This window comes from Thiohalophilus sp., from assembly GCF_034522235.1.
Classification (GTDB): domain Bacteria; phylum Pseudomonadota; class Gammaproteobacteria; order UBA6429; family Thiohalophilaceae; genus Thiohalophilus.
In genome coordinates this window covers 358,470-379,094 of the sequence record NZ_JAXHLN010000003.1, presented here as the reverse complement: position 1 = coordinate 379,094, position 20,625 = coordinate 358,470, and the positions used below count along the sequence as shown (strand labels likewise).

Genomic DNA, 20,625 nt, shown 5'->3' with positions numbered 1-20,625 from the left:
GAAGACGGGTCATATTGAATGACACATGGTTTTCTATCGAGCGAAGCCCTGAGCAACATTTAACCGTATAATACTTTCTCAAGCTTCACCAGGGCCGCTTTATGTTTGTATCCGGACATACTGCGAATGTTATGTAGCTTCCACTGAATTGCCGGCAGTTTCTCAATTCCCGGCCTGTTCAATAATCCCCATTCAGGCTCTCCTTTTTTCAAAGACAACAAAAACTGTTTATGAGTGTCAGTGAGACTTCCGTTTACTTGTGTAATCAATTGCTCGCGGGTTTGATGTAACATTTCAACATCGACAGGCTCCCGGGTCATCCCTGAAAATTCTTCAACAAACCCCGATCAAGTTCATATTTCACCGGGTCCAACAGTTCCGCCATCGGCCTGTTGCTGCATGCCAAATAAACCAGAAAAACTTCCAGAAACTGCTCGTTCAAGCCTTCATTCCTCAGCAGTATTGCTACATCAAATAGATCCCGCGGATGCTGACGACTCAATGCCGCACACAACTTGCCCGCATATAAATCATTGAAGGCCACCACCGGCACCTGCACATAACCGAATGTCAGGCGTGTTTGTGCCGAGGTTCCCATCAGAACCGACGGCTCCACGACACCACGCATCACCGGAGAAACCTCGATTTTCACCTGGACTGCCTCCAGCTGTGCGACGAGCTTGTAGTAGTAACCGGTCCCTGCCAGCGTGGCACCCACCACTCGCATACCTGGCAATTGTTTTTCCAGATCCGACTGCAAGGCACGCAAAGCGGCATCCATTGCCGCCAGAGCCTCATCACGAGGATGAACAGGAAGGTAAGTCACGTCGATATCCACCGACAGTCTCGGCAAATCACGCACAAACAGGTTAATGGCGGTACCGCCTTTCAAGGCAAAGCATTTCTGCCTGGCCACCAGTGGCAATATGCGTACCAGCAGTTCAACCTGGCTAAAATAGGGGCTGCCCGGTTCCATCCGGCTTTTCTCCATTGGCATATTCGCGGGGCACGGTGATCCTGTACCGCTTGTCCAACACCCCGTTCTTGTAAACCATTCGCTTGCCGCTGCCCAGCTCCAGGGCGTTCTCGTTCAATTGCGCCAACCAGGCATGCTGATGCCTTTGCGCCAGCCATAGAAACAGGCGCTTTGTCCTGATCCGCTTGCAGGCCTGCAGCAAGCTCATCAGCAGCTCGGGCCGGAAGCTGGTGGCCCCTTCCATGTATTTATCCGCCATATCCAGATCGGCCCGCTCGGGCAGGCCGTCCACGTACTCCAGCAGGGCCCGCTCTCTTGTTGAATAATTCAGCGGCCAGTCCCAGCTGCCAAACGGCAGGCGGGTATAGCCGGCCACCGGCACATCGGCGGTGAACAGGGCGCGGGAATGAAGTGCAAACTCCGCATTGGTCTCGACGCTGGATAACCAGCCCGGCAGCTTGCCCCCGGCATAGAGATGGATCGTCTCACGCCCGGCCATGGGCAGGTAATGCACCATACCCTGGTGGTCCAGCGCCGATCGCCCGCCGATATGGAGCGCAAAACCCAGTTCCTGGAGTGAATACACCAAGTGCTGCCACTTCAGCGCGGGCCCCGGCCAGCGGTAGATGCCGCGGGCAACCGCTTGCAACGCCCCGCTGCGCAGGTAGTAGTCCACCAAAGGGCGGTTGAATCCCATGCTTTTCAGCCACTTGCGATCAACCAGCAGGCCCTCGGGCAACACCGCCCCCAGCGGTTTCCGGCCCGACACCTGATACTGGTTTGGATTTTCGTTTATTTGCATAGTAATACTATGCAAATATAGCTATATTTGAACTCGATGCAAGTTTATTCTTCTGATAATTTGCATAAAATAGCTATGCGTTTGGCAGTTTTTTAAACCTGAACTAATGCAAACAGCACTTCTTGTACTTCTTGCCGCTGCCGCAGGGACAGGGATCGTTACGCCCAATCTTCGGCCCGGCCACATGAGGCTCCCGGGGTTCGGCCACCTCCGCCAGGACCCGGGCGATGCTGTTGCCCAGGTCGGCATAACTGCGCATGGCCTCCTCGAACAGATCAAACAGGGTGGCGGCATAGTCCTCGATCGTATCACCGGGTTTGTCCAGCTCCCGGTGATAGGACTGCGCCAGATCCCGGCTCGAGAAGAAGGTCAGGATCATCACGCTGCTACCCAGTTCCTCATCCAGCTCGTCCGGGGTATATTCATCCCACAACGCCATCATCCCGTTATGCACTTGGGCAAAACCCGTTGACCACTGCCCCAGGGCGGTCTCCTCACCCACGTTGTTGATCGGCGGCTGAAGGATCTCGATATCCTCCGGCAGGCCCACCTCGCCGGAAACCACCTGCAGATTGATACGGTTGTAGAGCTCGAAAATTGCCTGGTAAACCGCCTTCGCCTCCGCCTCATCGGCGAAACCGGGATCCTCGTCATTGAAGATCAGCGGCATCCATTCGGAGGGTTTGATCATGTCCGGCGCGCAGGCCAACCCGAACAGAAAGCCCTGCAACTGGTAAAAGGTCAACGTCCCTTGCGGCCGCTGCGGCGCGGAAAGAAAACAGGTGAGTAGTTGATTTTGATCTTCAGGCATAGCAAAACAAACTGTCATGGCGTGTGGCCATTATAGCGCGCCGGTGACTTTCCTGTCGCAATTTTCCAGGGTTGCGAAGGTCAGACCTCGCTTAGCCGCCCAACATAGACTCCAATGCTCTTAATTTATTTTCATAAAACCGCTCACTCCAGAGACTCAGACTTTTATGTTCAACCGGCCTCAGAAACCGCTCGACATCGCTAGCCGCATCCTGCCAATTGATGGAAGCAACCTTTTCTCTCAGTGCATTGACAAGCCATTCCCGACTCACATCTAATTCTTGACTTTGATACGGTCCATATTGAAATAGTGCATTTTTTAGTAGCACCAGATTAGGAACAATTTCTCGAGCGATATACCAGTTAAAATCATACCAATCCCGTCCCTTTAGATAAGGTCTGCATAACAGGGCATGCATTTTCAGCGCAAAGTTGCTACTGAGATCCTGGTGACAAACTTCATAGTCAACCGGGAAATCCAGATAGGTGTAATCAAACTCAGAGCCGGCCGGTGGGTTGCAGTCGATTTCCAGTTTGATTTTTAATTTCTGGTCCCTGTGACTCACAAAACCCAGATTCAGCTGATTGGCAATGGAGTTATCCTTGATCAGGGCGGCTTTCACATTTTGATCCATTTGATTCCTGTCCAACACCTCCGGCTCAATACCGAACTCCTTGCACGTCTCGGCAAGGTTTTTCAGGTGAGACTGCCAGCTAAAAGCGGGATCAGGTTCCAGCAGAATAAAATCAATGTCTTCCGAAAATCGCGGCATCCCATGCAGAATTCGCAGGCTGGTCCCACCCTGGAATGCCGCGACCTCAAAGAATCCTTCACGCCATAATGCAAATAATAAAATCTCCTGCACAATCTCCTTGAGGGCATTTTCCTCCTCAAGCGGACTACCGGGGTTATAGGCTTCCAATCGCTTTTGAATCAACTCAATCATAGTCTCAGCTCCCTCTGCAGTTCGGCAAGGAACGCCTGTTCCCGCCTGCCTTTATAGACGTCCATCAACCGCGAAATATCCAGCCGGGTCACGCTGCGCAGTTGTTGTTCATCGATCCGCATTCCCCTGGTCAAAAACTCCAGCCCCTGCCACTCGAACTTGCGCAAATACACCAGGTCCAGCAATGCCCGCAGCGGTTCGGCAATCAAGGCGACCTGGTGACCCAGCTCATGCCTGGCGACTGACTGCAGGAAATAACCGGTTCTCACCGTCATACGCCGGAACTCGAATCGCCCCAATTGCGCACTCTCGTATGTCACGGACTTTCCACCATGCGTCATGCTCAGCACAGTGTGCACAGACTCCGGAATCCAGCCATGAAACCCCAATGCCGATTCGGCCGAGACATAACTGCCCGGCAGCATTTGCTGGGCCAGGACAAAAGGGTGCAAGGAGTGTCTACGATAAAGCGGATTCAGAACATAGAGTCCGCGGCGGGCTTTAATTAGCTCCCCCGCCTTGAGGGCACGATTGACCTGACCATAGCGACGGGCATCGCTGCCCCCCACCAGGCGCTCGACCTGACTGGCGGAGAGCGGCCGATCGGCCAGGCCGGCGTGAATAATCTTTTCTGTGAGTGGCACCATGCCAATAATTTACAATAACTTCCATATTTTGCAAGTTTTTGTAAATTATAGATACCTGTGAATGGGCCAGATAGTTCCTATATTATTGATTTTATTACTTCTTACGCCGTCACAGGCGAATCTGACCCACTCAACTCACTGCCTCGCCACCAGTGGCAGTATTCGGACCAGCAAACTGGCTAAAATAGGGGCTGCCCGGTTCCATCCGGCTTTTCTCCATTGGCATATTCACGGGGCCAGGCACGCTTGAGAACAGCCCGGAATAAAATAACGGTTTGTGCGCGACACAGTCGCGATTTTACTGCCGTGGTTGGTGCAGGAGCGCCCCCGCGGGTGTGATTCTCAATCTGCCTGAAGGGTGCTGCCTGCCCCGGCTCTTCTCTGCCGACTGCTATCTGCCAACTATCTTTGCCCATTTCAACCAAAAAAGTCTTCCAAGCCCCTGACAAGCTCTGAATTCCGAGTATTTATCCGGTAGTTCAATAGCTTGCGGGGTCCGTCCCCGCTCAGGCCTGCATTAAATCGCGGCTGGCGTCACTCTCGACATCCGTATCTACCGTGACATTACCACTTCCCTGTGCGTCAGCCCCTCCTACACGGGTCCCTTCATTCTGCAGGACGCGATTGACGCACAGGGTAGTGCTAATACCCAAAACACTCGTGTTACTCGCGGGCTGGTCTCTATCAAACCCCATCGACCCCGTAGGCCCGATAAAGCAACGCGGTATCGGGCAATTGCCTGTTGCGCCGGATACCGTTTCACTCTATCCGGCCTACCTCTGCCAGATCCGCAGGCTGCAATAGCGCAGCGTATTGCGCTGAGTTGTCAGGTATCACGTCATGCCGGCCTCGAGCCGGCATCCAGCTTTAATATTGGATTCCGGGTCGCGCCGCCGGCTTACCCGAAATGACGATCACAGTATCGCGTTGCCGTGGCAGCGGAATCTCCCGGTCGCCGATGCGTCGCTCACGGCATCCATGCCTTCCGCGACATTAGTACATCCATGTACGTCAATCGCCTCCTAGAACTCCCCTGATCTTGCCCGCTGCCCTCGTGTGGTCCTTGATTCGGATCTTTTCTGACGACTGCTATCTGCCAACTGCCAACTATCTTTTATCAGGACGAACAGCTCATATGCGATACCCCACCGAGATCACTGACCTCAGGGGGTTTTTGTCGATAGTACTTCTCTTCTATCGCTGGCGATTGCTCGGCATAGGGTTGCGTCATCACGTCCTGAAGTTCGTGAATAAGATCGTAATTGCCCCTGGCCGCTTGCTGATAGGCCGGGGCCAGCAACCATTCCCGCAAACTGTATTTGGGGTTAACGCGTTTCATCTGTGCTGAAATTTCTTCAGGCGTGCGCGGCGCATTGGTAACCAGCGATTTCCATTTTGTCAGCCACTCGGCCCAGCGCTGTTCCAACTCGTCATTCAACTGACCGTAAAAACTTTTCTTAAGCGGACCAATGTCCTCCGGTATCGACGACAGTTCGCGGAAAAAGATCGTGTAATCGACCGAGGTTTGCATCATGAGACTGGCGAGCTCATTGAACAGGTCGACGTCCAACGTCTCCAGTCCCAGTTTGGCCGCAAACATGTTTTGCATGGCCTCTTGCATCGCGTTGGCAAAGCCATTTCGAATCTCGTCGAGCTGCTGTCTCGCCGCGTAATTCCCTTCCAGTAACGGCCGCAGCGCCGTGCAGAACATCTCGAAGTTGCGTTCGGCGGCCACGGGCTGGTTCCAGAACGAAAAGTGCTCGCCACCGCCCGTCCAGGGCTGGTAGTAGGGATCAAAGACTTCCATGAAGCCGAAGGGCCCGTAATCCAGGGTAATACCTCCCGCCTGCGTGTTGTCGCTGTTGAAATTGCCCTGGCAATAACCGACCCGGATCCAGTTTGCCACCAGCGAGGTCAGGCGGTGGCGAAATTCCCGTGCAAGCAATACCACTTTCTCGGGGGTACTCAGACTCGGGTCGATCACCTCCGCGTACTCACGGTCGACCAGGTGCAACACCAGCTGCTCCAGTTCCGCCAGCGCAGCGGAGTGTTCCTGCTTGCGAGCACGGCGACCAAACAGCTCGAGCTGGCCCACCCGAATGAATGACGGTGCAACGCGCGTCGAGATCGCCACCGCCTCAGAGACAATTCGGTCGGGATCGTGGGAGCGTGACCCTTCCGAATACCAGGGTCGCTGCACCCGCTCGGTTTTCGACACATACAGGCTCAAAGACCGGGAGGTCGGCACCCCCAGGGCGTGCATGTGCTCCTGGGCCAGGAACTCCCGAACACTCGAGCGCAACACCGCGCGACCGTCCGCGCCACGGCAATAGGGCGTACGACCGCCCCCTTTGAGCTGCATCTCCCAGCGTCGGCCCCTATTCAGATCACGGTTCCGATCCCCGTTCTGATCCCAGTTCCGATCAGGGATGACCGCTTCCAGCACCGACATGGCACGGCCATCCCCATAGCCGTTACCGGTCTGAAACGGGCACTGCTGGATGTATTCGGTGCCGAAAATGGAAAGAGCATACCCCGTCGCCCAGCCCACCGGGCGCATCGGCGCCGGCACCTGCGAAAGATCCCCGCTGAACACCCGCATGAAACCGGCGGACTCGGCCAGGCTGTCGGCCAGACCCAGCTCCTGGAAAAACTGCCAGCTGTGTGCGACGTACTCGGGGTTCTCAATGGGCGTCGGTTTCACGGGGACATAATGCCCCGAGAAGACCTGGCGCGGATCGTGATCAGCGCCGTTTTCATTCGCCTGCGGATCGCGGTTGAGCGTATCCATGAAGGAATAGTCGGCGAGTTGAGCCAACTCTTCTATCGTCGAGATGCCGGGTGCTGATTCCTGGAATAGTTGATTTTTCATAGGGTAATTAGACACTGTTTAATCTGATCTTAACTATGACATGTATACGGAGGCGTTGTGAATAAGACACTACAGCAACGCAGGGGTTCAGAAGGAAATAGTGCCAAACAACAAGGGATTATAACTTAAAGAGGACGGTTGCTTAATTAGCTAACACGACTTAATTAAAAGCTCGCTCTATACAATTCAGGCTGCAAATTAACATGGTCATGGATGTTTCCCTCCAAGGCAAATAATCTCGCTTTATGTCGGAAATCAAAAACCCTATATAGTGCGTACTTGTCCCTGGTTATTTCAGAAAAGGTGACTTCATTGTCGCTGATCATAAATGGCTGGTATTTGCTGGAATCAGTTGTTTTAACCTCGATGAACAACTCTTCCTCATGCTGCGCATCAAATGACCGTATATCATAGCCAGCACCATCACCCAGTTTCTGGCTTGTCCATTCAATTTCACGGGCCAAATCCGATCGCCCTGCCTGTTCGAGTCTGCAAAATAAGCCCCTGGCGAAAAGCTGCTGTACGTAGCATCGCAAGCTCGACCGCCATTGAAACGAACGAGTCTATTGATAAAATCGAAGCCAAACTCAATCGCCCGCGCTCTGCCGGGAAACAAGTAACACTTGCCTGAAAATTACTTCAATTTGCTTCTGTTAATTCTTTCATGGTGTTTAAAATAATTGATACCCGCGCCTGGCTTGTTTCGTCAGAAGGCATATGCCCTGATACTGCATCAACAAAACGAGGCTCTCGCAACAAATTTTGAAATCGTTCTGATAATTCTTTGGCAAGCTCGGCTTCTGACTGTCTGACTTCATCCACTATCTCTGGCCTGCCATCAAGTACGGCAATGATATCCTCAATATCATGGCTCATCAGATAGTCACCAGCACCCCTACCATCAAATGCCTCAAGTTTGGTGACAAGAAAATAAGGTGCCGATACCAGATGAATTATCTTCCCGTTTGGCAACTCAATATCCTGCGAGTGTTCCATCGCGGGTGCATACCATTTATTACCAAAGCCTAGAATCCGTGTATCGGTTGGCATGACATCCATGATGACTTTATCTGCAACCCAGCGACATATGGGTGCTTCATCGCTAATGTCTTCCTTGAAACCCGTTGCACGTAATTTTTCAGATAATTTGTAAAACCCAGCACGCGATACGACCTGAACAATAGCATCCACATCCCGAGTTACACGAATCGGAGGCGCCGCAGGATCGGTAATCAATAAGCCTGTCGCACAGCCGCCCAGGAACACCATCTCATCCGCAAGCTCGCCCAGCCTTTCAACGGCGAGCATCAATATGTCAAGGTTCGGATTTTGCTCTCTAGCCATATTGCTCCAAGCGCTTTTTTAATTCCTTTTTAGCGATCTCACGTTCTCTGGCCCGACCACCGCGTACTGCGTCCACCAGGGCAAGCAATTCATAGAGTTCGGAATCATGCTTCGCCGCAACCGGTGCCGATTTATATAAAGGTGAAAAAGACTCACCCCGCACCTTGCCTTGCGGATCAGGCCAAACCGGCGGCGGTTGTTTATCCTCTACAAACCAGGTGTCCATGGGCGCAGCCGCATGGGCAGTCGGCATACCCCGGTTCAGTCCCCCCCGATCCGGCACGAACACGTACTGAATACCATGCAATAAGAAATCTTCCAGATTTCGGATATTCGGCCATATCTTGTCGTCCTCTTTCACTGCCAGCCTGGCGGCAAGCGCCCGTTTGGCAGCGGCATGCACTTCCGAAGGGCTCATTCCCAGTTCGACAGCTAACTTATTGAATGACCAGGGTTCTTTACCCCCGGCAACCAGTTTGAGCAAAAACAAAACATCCTGGGGCTTCAAGTTCATCGAAATATTCTCTGTTCGCGATTCGCGAATAGAGAATAACATTCCCACATCCGGTGTCAAGCGACCAGCATAAAACCGACGGTAACAGAGCTCGTGGCGGTCAGAACCTGGGCACACCATTGGCCCAGAACTAAAGCTACGATTATTACCCTGAAAAGGGCCTTTTAAGGCCTGTTTTGAGCGTAATCGATACCCGACTCTTGCGGGATTTCCTCGCCCGGTTCCTGGATCAGCACCTCGGCAGGGATGCCCAGGCCCCTGTTCAGGGCCCGGATCATGCGCAGGGTGAGCGGCCGCTTGCGCGCCAGGATTTCAGATACGCGCGTTGCCGAACCGATATAGGGCACCAGGTCTTTTTGTTTGAGCCCTTGCTGCTCCATGCGGAATTTGATGGCATCGACCGGATCCGGCAGACCGATATCGGTGTGCTTGTTTTCGTAATCCTCCAGGAGCAGCCCCAGGAGTTCGAGCTGGTTTGCCTCGTCGGTGCCGGCCTTCGGATCCCGATCCATCAGGGTCTCCAGGGTCTGGATGGCCTCCTCGTACTGGGCCGGGTTTTTGATTACTGCGATGTCCATGGTCGCCTCCTCACCACTTTTGCTTGTCATACTCGGCATGGGTGCCCAGCCATTTGACCAGTGCGTATTCCGGCGAAGATGAACACCGATTCCGGACGAACGTGAACACCTGATTTCACAACGCATCACGGGGTTGGGTTTTTAACCCAGGTGTTCATCTTCCGTCAACTGGCCGAGTACTTTGCGCATGGACTCGCCCTTGAGCGGGAGCCGATGGGCGTTGTGCATCAGCCGGTCCAGGATGGCGTCGGCGAGCGTGTTGTCGCCGATGCTGGTATACCACTGGTCGGTCGGCAGTTGACTGAGCACCAGGGTGGAAGTCTGGCCGTGGCGGTCGTCCATGATTTCCATCAGGTCGTTGCGGTGGGCCAGTGTCAACGGCTCCAGACCCCAGTCATCGATGATCAGTAACTGGATCTTGGCCAGCTGCTTGAGCTGTTTGTGGTAGCTGCCGTCGGCCTTGGCCTGGGTCAGCTCCAGTAACAACCGTGACAGGCGGTAGTAGCGGACACTGTAGCCGTGCAGGCAAGCGTTATGACCCAGCGCACAGGCCAGGTAGGTCTTGCCGCTGCCGCAGGGGCCGGTGACCAGCAGATTCTGGCCACGGTTGATCCAGTCGCTTTGCGCCAGCCGTGCGATCTGTGCCGGCTTGAGGTTGCGCGGGTGTTGGTAGTCGATGTCGGGCACGCAGGCGGTGAGCTTGAAGCGCGCCTGGCGGATCAGACGTTCTTGCTTGTGCTGTTCACGGCTTAAGCGTTCTTGCTCGACCAGCAGTGCGAGGCGTTCGGTAAAGGCCAGCCCTTCATAGGTGCCGACCTGTTCCAGCTGGCTTTGCAGGGCATGGGCCATGCCGGGGAGTTTGAGTTGGCGCAGTGCGCTCAGGGTGTGTGTGCTCATGGGTTTGTCTCCTTGGTTTGCTTGGGTTAGTGGAAGGTGCGGGGACCGCGGATGTTCTCGTGGTCCTGGGGTAGCGCGGTGTCGAGATCGAGCTGTTCGGGCAGTTGATCCCGGTTGCTGGCGAGGACCGATTGGATCTGTTTCAGGCGAACCAGCCCGGCCTGGTTGGCGATCCGGCAGGCGGCCTCGAGGCGTTCCCGTGGATAGGCCCGGCTGAGATTGAGCAGGCCGAGACAGATCCGATAAGCCTGCTCGGGATGGGCTTTGATCTCGATCTGTGCGGTCACCCATTTCAGCGTCTCGGGACCGATATCGCGCGCCCAGTGCTTCAGCCGCCCGGGTGTCCACTGCTGGTGTTTCTGGTGACGCCTGGGCATGTGGGCCGGTTCGGTGGTCATGCCCGGGCGGTGCTGGCGGGCATGGGTGGCCACCGGTTGTTGGCCGAAGTAGAGCGTGATTAGCGTATCGCTGGCGTGCAGCTCCAGCGTTTCGCCCACGTACGGGTGTGGGACCGAGTAGTGATGCTGCCGGTACTGCACGTGATAGTCGATATTGACCTTGACCGGTTTGATATCGACATAACGATAAGGGTATCGGGGCAGCGGTTTGAGGGCGGGCTGATCCAGTTGCTCGAACGCTTCTCGGCGGTTACCCGGCAACTGCTTGAATGGCTTTTTGTTCAGCTCATCCAGCAAGGCACGGATGCACTGGTTCAGCTCAGCCAGTGAGAAGAAGGTGTGGTGGCGCAGACGCGCCAGGATCCAGCGCTCGACGATCTGCACGCCGACCTCGGCCTTGGCCTTGTCTTTTGGCTTGTAGGGCCGCGCCGGTATCACCGCCACCTGATAGTGTTCAGCCCACTGCTGGTAACTGGCATTGAGATCGGGGTCGTAGCGACACGCCCGCGTGACACCGCTTTTCAGATTATCCGGCACAACGATCTCGGTGCAACCGCCAAAGTACTCAAACGCCCGCACATGGCTGCCCAGCCAGTCGGGCAACGTCTGGCTCAGGGTGGCTTCGGCATAGGTGTAATTGGAGGCCCCCAGTATCGCCACGAACACCTGGGCGGGATGGATCTCACCGGTGTTGGCACAGACGATCGGCACCGTGGGACCGCAGTAATCGACAAAGCACTTCTCCCCGGCCTTGTGCAGCTGACGCATGGAGCGCTTTTGCAGACCCCGCCAGTGGGCGTAACGGTCGCAGAACTGCGAGTAGCTGTAACAGCGGTTGGGATACTGCTGGGTGTATTCCTCCCACAGCAGTTGCTTGGTCATGCCTTTACGTTTGAGTTCCTGGTGGATAGCCGACCACTCGGGTACCTGGTAACGGCGGGAGACGCGGGTATCGGCATCGGGATAGAACAGCCGGGCCAGCTGGGTGTCATCCAGCGCCGGCGGCAGCGGCCAGCTCAGCCCCAGCGCCTCGGCTTTGGTCAGCAGTTTCTGGATGGCACCGACACTGAGCTTGCTACTGGCTTTGATCTGGCGGATCGACAGACCACCGGCATGCCGTAATCGTAGAACCTCTCGAATTTTTCGCATTGTCGTCCTCTTGGCTGGCATGAGCGCTCCCAAAAAGTGGAGGAGCATACCAAATAGATTGAAAAACAATGCGTTGGGAAGGATTCCGGTCGAACGTGAACACCCATTCCGGCCGCGTGAACAGCAATTCCGGAAAATTCCGAAAAGTGTTCACCTTGAACCGGAATGGGCGTTCACGTTCGACCAGAATCGGTGTTCACGTTGAACCGGAATGGCTGTTCACCTTGGGCCGGAATATGCAACCAGTACGTGCTGGGTCTCGTAGGCTACTTTGACGACCAGCCGGTAGTGGTTACCTTTAATATTAAAAATCACTATTTGGTAAATATCCAGATTTGTCTTTTTGACTTCGGAAAATAAATCTGTCCCGAGGCCCTTAACCAAGCGAACAATGCCATGATCCAGTTTCATCTCTCCAAAACACTCAGCAAGGACCTGGCCATGCATCTGAGCCAGGCGCAAGCGGTCAACGCGAGCGCCATGCAGTGGTACGCCCATCGGGTGACGGTGCTGCGGCGCAAATGCATCATCGCCATGGAGTGGCAAAGCCGCTATAGCATGGTGTTTTGCGGCCTGACCAAAAACGAATTCAGCCAGTTTCCCGAAATCTTTGCCGACCGCCTGTGGCGAGAGGCCGTCTCGCTCTGCCAGCTTGACGAACACGGATCAGAAAAACTCGTGGCCTTGATCGATATGCTCTCGGCGGAACAGCATTTCCAGACCGGCAGCGACCGCAGCGTGCAGGCCCACATCAACGATGTCGCCTGGCACCTGAAAGACATGGCCGGGCGGATTGGTCACCTGCCCGAATCACCCGAAGATGCCTTTGGCTTTGGGGTGCAGATGAATGAGTGGTTGCGCAAATGCAAGGGCGACAAAGACTACTTCAAACCCATCGAGGTGTTTCGGGATTTCTGGCTGGGGATGCTGGGACACCTGGCATTGGAACAACGAGACATCGCCCACTTCCCTGCCTAAAGGCATGGCAGAATGCTTCCTCCTTAAAGCGAACATTTCATCCCTGAAAATGGCCTTCTAAGCCCCGATCAGGCCTGAATTTTGCCCCTTTATCATTGTGTTTCAATGGTTTGCGGTGGTCCGACCCTCGCTCAACCTATACATTGTGAATAAGACACTACAGCAACGCGGGGGTTCAAAAGGAAATAGTGCCTGACAACAAAGGGACTCTAATATCAGAAATAATTCTGTCGCGCGTTAAAGCACGCTAGCAACTTATACGAATCTGTATTGTTTGTCACCGACATCTTTTATTTATGATGGGCATCTGTCAACGTCAATTTTATTCCTAATATCGAGGCAATCCCACATAGGTACGCATCAGGCCCTCTAGGTCGAACAGCGAAGCGTCAAGTAAACATGGGAAAGTTTCTGCAGCTTTACATAAAGCAATAACATATTCCTCAGACTTGAGATATGTGAGACCTGGATCCATAGAGAAGGGGGGAGACTCTAAAATTGTGCGAATGCGTGAATCGAAAGGAATTGTCCAAACACTGTAGCCAAGATACTGCCAGAAGTTTCTGGATTGTTTAGGCCCAATCCCATCGACTCCTTTGCGCAGGAAATCCGCTGCGTCTACCTCGGCAGCGTATCGCTCTTGAATATTGTGGACTGGAATTCGCCTTAGAGCCCGCTTATATTCGTCAAGCTCTTCAACATTCTTAAGAAGCCATCTCCTTGCGGTGCGTAGGTAGGATTTTTTGCGCTCATTGTAATTAAACCCTTTCACTGTGCGAGTGATGGATGCAGGGTCGTTGATGGCAATTTCCCATCTCAACCATCCTGAATCCAGGAGTTCTCGAACACGATTAGATCTACCAGTCGAACGCTGCTGGGAGGTTAAAATACTAAGCAGGAGACCATTCCAGGTATGGTCAATCGATTTCCGCCGCTTCACTCCACGTACATTCCTTCTAAGACGCTCAGCGTAGAGACTCTTAGGCGAATCCTCACCAATGGAAGAGAGTATCTTAATTGTTTTTATAGCTTTGGAATGCGACATGTAATTTCCTGGTGGAAAAATAAAAAATTGGTCTAGCAGAACAGAAGTCTATAATATTGAGATTAATTATACTTTTATCTCTTTTTTCTATTACTGCATGGCATTAAAATGTGGCTCTATATAACTTAGGCTGCAAATTAACAAGCTCCTGGATATTTCCCTCCAAGGTAAATATCCTTGCTTTATGCCGAAAATCAAAAACCCTATATAGTGCGTACTTGTCCTTGGTTGATACGGAAAATGCGACTTCATTGTCGCTGATCATGAATGGCTGGTATTTGCCGGAATTCGTTGTTTTAACCTCTATGAACAACTCTTCCTCACGCTGCGCATCAAATGACCGTATATCATAGCCAGCACCATCACCCAGTTTCTGGCTCGTCCATTCAATTTCACGGGCTAAATCTGATCGCCCTGCCTGCTCAAGCCGGTATTTCTCGAATTCGAGTACGAATTCCTCGCCAAGTTTGCCCAGTTGCCGATTTCGCTCTTCTCGCTCGGCATAGTTAAGATGCCGAGGCATGAACTCACTGGTCTGTATTTCCGGCGAATTTGGGAGGCGATCCGGCGGGATATCAAGTACGGCCTCCCAATCGACCGCATGGGATATCTCCGGAACTTGCTCGGCCAGTGCGACTGCCTCGGCCTCTATTTCACCTGGCTGTGACTTCAAGTGCGCCTGGACGGCATCTTTGAGAATTTTCTGATAATTAAAAGCTGGCTTGTAGCCTGGGATATAGGGATAACCGAGTTCGAGTAGAATCGCACTGATATTCTGATGCTTATATTCAATCGAGCCGTCAGAACGCTTCACCTGGCTCGACTGTAAAGCTCTGCGGTGTTTGGCCTTAGAGTATGCATTCCCGGAGATATCTTCCATCAGCATCTGGAAGTAGTCTCGGACAATTGCCTCACATTCAATCTGAGTCCAATGTGACATTAGCTCTGTTCATAGCTAGATTGTTATAACGTAAGAGATTGTTCCACATAGATCGGATCATTATTTCGGGGTCACATGTTCCTCAATGAACCATGAAATTGGTGTTAGAGAGCAGTATTCTCTAAATCCAGAAATAATTGTGCTCCGACTACATCCCCCTCCGACACCACTTTCTTTTACATATTACTTGATCGCTAGTTGCGATATTTATATTTCTGCAAATCATGTGAAGTAATTTCTTTAGCAGGCACAAGTTTATAATGCCGCTCTTCAATGATTCTTACCTCATCATCCTCCACAGTTAGTTCGAATATTGCAATTAAGTCATCTTCCATAAATTGAGTTGATATTGCACGACAAATAAGATTTTGAAATTTCTCTGAACAGCAATCAACATCCTGTTTTGTCTGTACAACTGACAATTGATCATTACCAGTTTTTGCCTGAACAGGTATAATATAATGATTACCCTGCTTATCGATTCCAACATACACTTCATCGATCTCAATTTGACCGATATCTTTAACTGTAGTACGAAGATGGTTCTGTAGAGAATAGACAGATATACCTAAGAATATGTCTATCAACCGGTTGTACCTTACCTTTGCGAGCAAAGCTTGCTCATCAGACAAGGAGTAATTAGATATTATTTCAGGTGTAGCATCAGGGATCTTAGTTACAGCCAAATCAGGATTAGGAGCTATTCTATTGAGCCGAACTAGCTTAAATGCATATCTTGAACGCCCTACTCCTATGATTATCCATTCCATATCTTTTGGCTGAATGGATAATATTGATTCCGGCATAGGAGTTCGATACCGTATTGAATAAATCACATCGCCTAGGTTTTTTGGCAATGTAATCTCAAGTAATTTTGCCGCACTTTCTAATTCATTCCTTTCAAATTCTATTAAAGTATCGTTCTCTTTGTAGTGGTCAAAGAATATCTTTTCGATTAACGCCTTGTAACGGCTTTGGCTTTTACTGGAGCTACTATTAGCCATATGCATTCTCACTTATCCCTGCTATGCGCAGCTGCTCAATCTCAGACTGTTTACGTTTTTTAGCTCCACTTTTACGGTTCCGCTTGCCAATAGCAATCGGGACATTCCAATATTCAGCTGCTTCAGTCATATCCATTTCTAATAATAATGGATCGCCTAATTCAATTTTCTGGCGTGGTTTTTGCGGTATCACGTCCAACGCTCTAAGTATTTCTGCGCCCAGCGCTCTGGCCAAGGGGGGCGCCACAGCATTACCAACTTGACGCGCCCCATGCCATTTAGTCACATGGAACCGGAACCAATCAGGGAACCCATGTAATCGCGCCATTTCTCTAACTGTTATACACCGCGGTGTTTTGTAATGTATTGGACGTGGACTAGTAAATGCACCGCGCGCAGAATCTGTACCAGCACGTAATGTGTTTGATATTCCACCCGAAGGCAATTTATAAAATCGAGAGATTGGCTCTACCTGACCTTCTTCAGTTTCTGCAAAACGTTTGCGAGAAATTTCTGTATGATTCGTTCTCGCACTAGAAGTTAGGATCATGGGATCCCATTTTCTCTGAAAACTATAGTGCCATGACTCTCGGTCGACGCAACGAAGCTCGTGAGCATATTTGCTTGGTTTTCCCCATTGGGACGTTTTCACAAAATCATATTGTTCCAGTTTACTAAAACGCTCTGGCTCAGGGAGGTCGCCTAATGCATCGCGACAAGTAGGCCCTTCTGGTAGGTCCAATAGCATAGGATCTGTTCCAGCTGATCGAGTTCGCGGAACAGGATACTCTGGAAGTCGATAATTCTTTTTAGCGCCTATCAGTATAAGCCTTTCTCTATTTTGGGGTACACCATATTGTGCAGCTTGAAGCACCTGCCACGGCGTTTGAACGCGGTAACCTATTGAGTTAAATTCTTCAATAATTTCTTCCAAAAGCACACGATGCTTACCTACCGTAAGACCCTTAACATTCTCGAAGACAAAATATGATGCTTTTAGTTCTTTTACAACTCGGACGAAATCTCGTACTAATGAATTGCGAGGGTCATCCAAAGCCCTTTGACCAATTAATGAAAAACCTTGACAAGGCGCCCCACCAATAACTACATGTACTCGCTTATTGCCAATCCCAGCAGCTCTTCTAATATCAGAACCTGTCAGCTCTGATACCGATTTAGGAATAACAGTGCAGGTTGGAAAATTAAATTTGTGCACACATGCATGTATAGGATCAACATCTACAGCAGCAGCAATATCAAAACCAGCTTGTTCGAAACCGAGGCTCATTCCTCCTGCGCCACTAAATAAATCTATCGCAATTGGTCTAGTCATAATATTATATCTCGTAAATTTTATAAAAAATTGCCATACAATAATTTATACTCTAATCTTTAAGAAACCGTTTAAGTCTTTGTTGAAGAAAGCTAGGATTCCTTAACTCACATTGCCATACAGTGAGCACCTCCCATCCAAGTTTTTTTAGAGCATCAACGTTTTTTTTATCCCGTTTCTTTGTTGCTTCTAATTTCGGCAGCCAATAATCTAACTTCGATTTAGGAGGTTTATCATATTTGCAGTTATGAGAGTGCCAAAAACATCCATTTACGAAAATCACCTTATGTCTGCTAGGAAAAACAATATCTGGTCTGCCGGGTAAACCTTTTCTATGTAATCTAAATCTGTAGCCCATTCTATGGAGCATACTCCGAACATACATTTCTGGTCTTGTGTTCTTATCGTGAACACTCGACATAATTCGTGATCGTTGTTCTTTTGATCGAGTATCAACCATTATTTGTGTTTATTTACTTAGGAATTTTCATCCCTACCCTTTCTTGTAGCTTGCATTTTGTTCCGCTACAAAGAGCTCACCTTGGCTAACTACGGGATTTTGCATAACATATTCGCGCATGAATTCGCGAATCACCTGTGCTGCTGGTTTGTCAATCTGCTGGCAAGCGTCAAGGAAAGCACGATGTAGATCGGGGTCCAGCCTAATCCTCATGGAAGAGCTTTTGTTCATATCAGAAAGAGCCAATGGCTATACATTTGTGTATCCATTGTAGCCACATAACTTTAAAAGTCAAACGGTTTGATCAAGAAAGGCAATTTCTTTAATAACTATGTTTTATATGGCTTTTATATAGAAAGGTTTGAGCATTAATCACTCCGCACATTTGAGTTTTTAGCTGTACACGTGTTCCTCTAAACAACTTACGAAGCGAAGCTAGTAAATACGATATATAAATACCGATCAATTCTGCATTTCACCAAACAATGGATAAAACCTGTAAAAACGCTGATAATCGCGCAATTGGGACTGCTTTATACTGAAACCATAGCGTCTCTTCACTTCTTCTTCTTTCGGACCGCCTACTGATGGTAGGAGTTGGTCAATCGCGAATTTTTCTTTCATTGTCAATGGTGGCACATTTATTCGATATTGAGTCTCTACCGTCGCATATTCACATGACGCGCTGAGATTACACTTATCAAAAGCTAGTTTACGTTGCTCGTCTACTATCATTCCCCCAACAGTAACCATCGGTGTATCATCTTTATATGCAAAATTGAACATTGGCATAAAATCTTTGCTTGGATCTGCTTTTTTCACACAATGTGCTAGATGAGCAAATACAATCTTACCTAAAATTTTCTGAAATCCTTTTTGGGTTAATACCTCAGGATTGATATCACTTGGAACAAGGTCCGGGGCGAGCCTGCTTAAAACATCCACTTTTCCTTCATTACTATTTTCCATTGAAGATGGGCCTAGCTGCCCAATATGTGCATTCAATGTGATAATAAAAACACTTCCAGGTTTAAGCTCACCTGCAGAAATACGCACATCTTCTAATACAGGTCCAGTCAGGTCTGAATCATAATCTAGCCAGATAATGCATGGCTCTCTAGCTAACTCTATTGTCGGCAAAATATTTGTTGTAAACCCTGAATGTACCTCAATACATGCTAAGGGCTTATTAAAACTAGCCCGCTCTGCCAAGGCTGCGGTCTCAATTGAATCCATTGCAACAATAGAGAACGATTTATGGAATAGTAAAAAATCGGCGAACCAAAATGATCCCATTCCAATATAACGGTATTTCGAGAAATCAAAATGCGGCTGCATTGTACGCAAACACTCAACTATAAGCTTGCGTTCAATATTTTTATTAGTCCTCAATACGAAATGTACCTTTTCAGAGGAAGACATCACTCATCCTCCACTTCATTTGAATAGAAGTACTCAAATGTTTTTATCCCAATTTGGGTTAAAGTCATACCTTTGCTGCCAAGCTGCTCTCCGACCTGACGAGCTCGGTCGCGTTCGACTCTATACTGAATATTAGCCATGTCAACTTTTGATTTTCCCGAAAACGATGGCACCCTAAACAATTCACGATTTTTAAGCTCTAATATCGGCTTCGGCTTTGCTTTATCCTCTAAGGCTCGTGCCTCATCCGTGCTATCTTTTCTCTCGTTTGTATAGTCAATGTAGTTTCGCGTCACTTTTTTCATATGATGAAGCGCTCGCTTATATATGGCGTCCTGAAGATCGATTTCACGCTTAGTCGTCGTCCACGGTAACAAACTAGGGTCGGATGACTTGAAATTCACTATACCCATAAACCCATTATATTGAGTATGCCATACTGGGAATTCATCTCCCCAAACGGTAGCCTTTGTTTTATCGCCTGCTAAAACGATTCGATCATTACACGCAACAAACCATCCATAGTATTCAACTTTATCGTCTTGCTGGCTGGGAGAAATGTCTTCCGGGGGCAAACCGGACATTCCCGCTATGATTTCGACCTCCACACCTTCCTCATCAATATAAGTGTGTCGCATAGGTTCGAATTCATCGCTTTCTCTCAACATAAACCTATATGGCTCAATTGGTTCATTGTCCATCAATACAAGAAACCCTTTCTGTATAAAAAACGAATAATCTCGCGCAATAATCCTTTTAAGTGTATTCTTAAAAACCTGATCTGAGAATTCTCTCGACACCGCTTCTTTCAACTCCGTCACTTTAATTGAAGTACCCAGGCTCTCTTTATTTTCTACCTCATCAAGGTCAAAATCCCAATCTTTAGGATGTTCTAACCAATGGTTTACATCGATATTTACCTGGAAGCATTCATTATCTGTACATGACGATATATTTATAAGATTCCCTAGCTTGAAAATAGCTCGCTTCATTCCTATCCCATAAAGACCAATAGCAAATTCAGTGTCTTTCGGCGCGTCAGGTCGCCTACCAAAGTGGAATGCATAATCAATAGCCTCATCTAACGAAATACCACCGCAATTGTCATCAATAAAGAAACTATTTTCTTTGACAACTATTTTTGCCTGATACCCTTCATACAGGCTATCTTCACTATGAGAGATACCTTTTCGCTCTAGATCCTTCCCTGCACCGTCAATACAATTATCCAGAAGATCTAATATACAATCCTCTAGCGTGATATCCCTTGTGATCATACGAACAAAAAAATCTTTCGTTGGACTTGCATCAATTTTTTTCGACATTTAAATCCTACCTTAATCTCGCCTTGTTCAAACCTGCCCAATTATTCTGAACTACCCAGCTCGCCACGATGAGCTTTTGGTCAATCTCTTCGCGGGTTTGGGCTTCCAATACTGTGTCGTTCGAGGTCACTGCTGACAGTATGACTCTTTTATCTTATTCAAACTCACTTCGAAGCCTAGCCCA

Annotated in this window: 23 protein-coding genes; 1 reads left to right on the top strand and 22 read right to left on the bottom strand. The window is 49.7% G+C overall.

All coding sequences use genetic code 11. The features are described 5' to 3' along the window. Positions 1-59: 59 nt before the first annotated feature. The 14 genes from U5J94_RS04690 to U5J94_RS15230 all read right to left on the bottom strand — a co-directional run bounded on the left by U5J94_RS04690 (position 60) and on the right by U5J94_RS15230 (position 12,345). Positions 60-320 (bottom strand): hypothetical protein, encoded by a 261-nt coding sequence (locus U5J94_RS04690; RefSeq protein ID WP_322564481.1) that lies wholly within the window; start codon positions 318-320, stop codon positions 60-62. Further along, entirely contained in the window at positions 317-976 is a 660-nt protein-coding gene (locus U5J94_RS04685) for a nucleotidyl transferase AbiEii/AbiGii toxin family protein (protein ID WP_322564480.1), read from the bottom strand. The genes U5J94_RS04690 and U5J94_RS04685 overlap by 4 nt, the downstream gene beginning before the upstream one ends. Further along, positions 951-1,778 (bottom strand): type IV toxin-antitoxin system AbiEi family antitoxin domain-containing protein, encoded by an 828-nt coding sequence (locus tag U5J94_RS04680; RefSeq protein ID WP_322564479.1) that lies wholly within the window; start codon positions 1,776-1,778, stop codon positions 951-953. Before U5J94_RS04680 ends, U5J94_RS04685 begins: the two co-directional genes overlap by 26 nt. A gap of 103 nt (positions 1,779-1,881) precedes the next feature. Further along, entirely contained in the window at positions 1,882-2,589 is a 708-nt protein-coding gene (locus U5J94_RS04675; RefSeq protein ID WP_322564478.1) for a UPF0149 family protein, read from the bottom strand. A 91-nt stretch (positions 2,590-2,680) separates the two neighbouring features. Further along, the gene (locus U5J94_RS04670) at positions 2,681-3,535 is read right to left on the bottom strand and encodes a nucleotidyl transferase AbiEii/AbiGii toxin family protein (RefSeq protein WP_322564477.1); all 855 of its coding nucleotides are present in this window, start codon (positions 3,533-3,535) and stop codon (positions 2,681-2,683) included. Then, positions 3,532-4,182 carry a hypothetical protein gene (locus tag U5J94_RS04665; protein ID WP_322564476.1) on the bottom strand — a complete coding sequence of 217 codons (651 nt, stop codon included), beginning with the start codon at positions 4,180-4,182 and terminating at the stop codon, positions 3,532-3,534. The genes U5J94_RS04670 and U5J94_RS04665 overlap by 4 nt, the downstream gene beginning before the upstream one ends. Positions 4,183-5,299: 1,117 nt before the next feature. Further along, the gene (locus U5J94_RS04660; protein ID WP_322564475.1) at positions 5,300-7,054 is read right to left on the bottom strand and encodes a protein adenylyltransferase SelO; all 1,755 of its coding nucleotides are present in this window, start codon (positions 7,052-7,054) and stop codon (positions 5,300-5,302) included. Positions 7,055-7,218: 164 nt separating this feature from the next. Then, on the bottom strand, positions 7,219-7,518 hold the full coding sequence (locus U5J94_RS04655) for a DUF3883 domain-containing protein (RefSeq protein ID WP_322564474.1): 300 nt from the start codon (positions 7,516-7,518) through the stop codon (positions 7,219-7,221). Positions 7,519-7,693: 175 nt separating this feature from the next. Further along, the gene (locus tag U5J94_RS04650) at positions 7,694-8,398 is read right to left on the bottom strand and encodes a hypothetical protein (protein ID WP_322564473.1); all 705 of its coding nucleotides are present in this window, start codon (positions 8,396-8,398) and stop codon (positions 7,694-7,696) included. After that, positions 8,391-8,954: a hypothetical protein gene (locus U5J94_RS04645; RefSeq protein WP_322564472.1), complete on the bottom strand. Its 564-nt coding sequence runs from the start codon at positions 8,952-8,954 to the stop codon at positions 8,391-8,393. The genes U5J94_RS04650 and U5J94_RS04645 overlap by 8 nt, the downstream gene beginning before the upstream one ends. A gap of 122 nt (positions 8,955-9,076) precedes the next feature. Then, positions 9,077-9,490: a transcriptional regulator gene (locus tag U5J94_RS04640; RefSeq protein WP_322564471.1), complete on the bottom strand. Its 414-nt coding sequence runs from the start codon at positions 9,488-9,490 to the stop codon at positions 9,077-9,079. Between the two features lie 141 nt (positions 9,491-9,631). After that, positions 9,632-10,387 carry an IS21-like element helper ATPase IstB gene (istB, locus tag U5J94_RS04635; RefSeq protein WP_322564470.1) on the bottom strand — a complete coding sequence of 252 codons (756 nt, stop codon included), beginning with the start codon at positions 10,385-10,387 and terminating at the stop codon, positions 9,632-9,634. Positions 10,388-10,413: 26 nt separating this feature from the next. Then, positions 10,414-11,955 carry an IS21 family transposase gene (istA, locus tag U5J94_RS04630; RefSeq protein ID WP_322564469.1) on the bottom strand — a complete coding sequence of 514 codons (1,542 nt, stop codon included), beginning with the start codon at positions 11,953-11,955 and terminating at the stop codon, positions 10,414-10,416. Between the two features lie 198 nt (positions 11,956-12,153). Next, positions 12,154-12,345 (bottom strand): type II toxin-antitoxin system HigB family toxin, encoded by a 192-nt coding sequence (locus tag U5J94_RS15230; protein WP_416224150.1) that lies wholly within the window; start codon positions 12,343-12,345, stop codon positions 12,154-12,156. Here U5J94_RS15230 and U5J94_RS04625 point away from each other — a divergent pair. Further along, positions 12,331-12,912 (top strand): DUF6933 domain-containing protein, encoded by a 582-nt coding sequence (locus U5J94_RS04625; RefSeq protein WP_322564468.1) that lies wholly within the window; start codon positions 12,331-12,333, stop codon positions 12,910-12,912. The genes U5J94_RS15230 and U5J94_RS04625 overlap by 15 nt on opposite strands. A gap of 328 nt (positions 12,913-13,240) precedes the next feature. On the opposite strand, the gene U5J94_RS04620 is transcribed toward U5J94_RS04625, so the two are convergent. From U5J94_RS04620 to U5J94_RS04595, 8 genes are all read right to left on the bottom strand, one after another. After that, a complete protein-coding gene (locus tag U5J94_RS04620; RefSeq protein ID WP_322564467.1) occupies positions 13,241-13,957 on the bottom strand; it encodes a hypothetical protein in 717 nt (238 codons plus the stop codon). A gap of 103 nt (positions 13,958-14,060) precedes the next feature. After that, entirely contained in the window at positions 14,061-14,837 is a 777-nt protein-coding gene (locus tag U5J94_RS04615; protein ID WP_322564466.1) for a DUF3883 domain-containing protein, read from the bottom strand. 254 nt (positions 14,838-15,091) lie between these two features. Continuing rightward, positions 15,092-15,901, bottom strand: a complete 810-nt coding sequence (locus U5J94_RS04610) for a hypothetical protein (protein WP_322564465.1) — start codon at positions 15,899-15,901, stop codon at positions 15,092-15,094. Next, a complete protein-coding gene (locus U5J94_RS04605) occupies positions 15,894-17,234 on the bottom strand; it encodes a DNA cytosine methyltransferase (protein ID WP_322564464.1) in 1,341 nt (446 codons plus the stop codon). The genes U5J94_RS04610 and U5J94_RS04605 overlap by 8 nt, the downstream gene beginning before the upstream one ends. Before the next feature lie 52 nt (positions 17,235-17,286). After that, positions 17,287-17,694 carry a very short patch repair endonuclease gene (locus tag U5J94_RS15225; RefSeq protein WP_416224149.1) on the bottom strand — a complete coding sequence of 136 codons (408 nt, stop codon included), beginning with the start codon at positions 17,692-17,694 and terminating at the stop codon, positions 17,287-17,289. A gap of 33 nt (positions 17,695-17,727) precedes the next feature. Beyond that, positions 17,728-17,907: a plasmid-related protein gene (locus U5J94_RS15220; protein WP_416224190.1), complete on the bottom strand. Its 180-nt coding sequence runs from the start codon at positions 17,905-17,907 to the stop codon at positions 17,728-17,730. 249 nt (positions 17,908-18,156) lie between these two features. Beyond that, complete coding sequence (locus tag U5J94_RS04600) at positions 18,157-19,116, bottom strand: O-methyltransferase (protein WP_322564463.1); 960 nt, start codon at positions 19,114-19,116, stop codon at positions 18,157-18,159. Then, the gene (locus tag U5J94_RS04595; RefSeq protein WP_322564462.1) at positions 19,116-20,441 is read right to left on the bottom strand and encodes an ATP-binding protein; all 1,326 of its coding nucleotides are present in this window, start codon (positions 20,439-20,441) and stop codon (positions 19,116-19,118) included. The genes U5J94_RS04600 and U5J94_RS04595 overlap by 1 nt, the downstream gene beginning before the upstream one ends. Positions 20,442-20,625 lie beyond the last annotated feature (184 nt).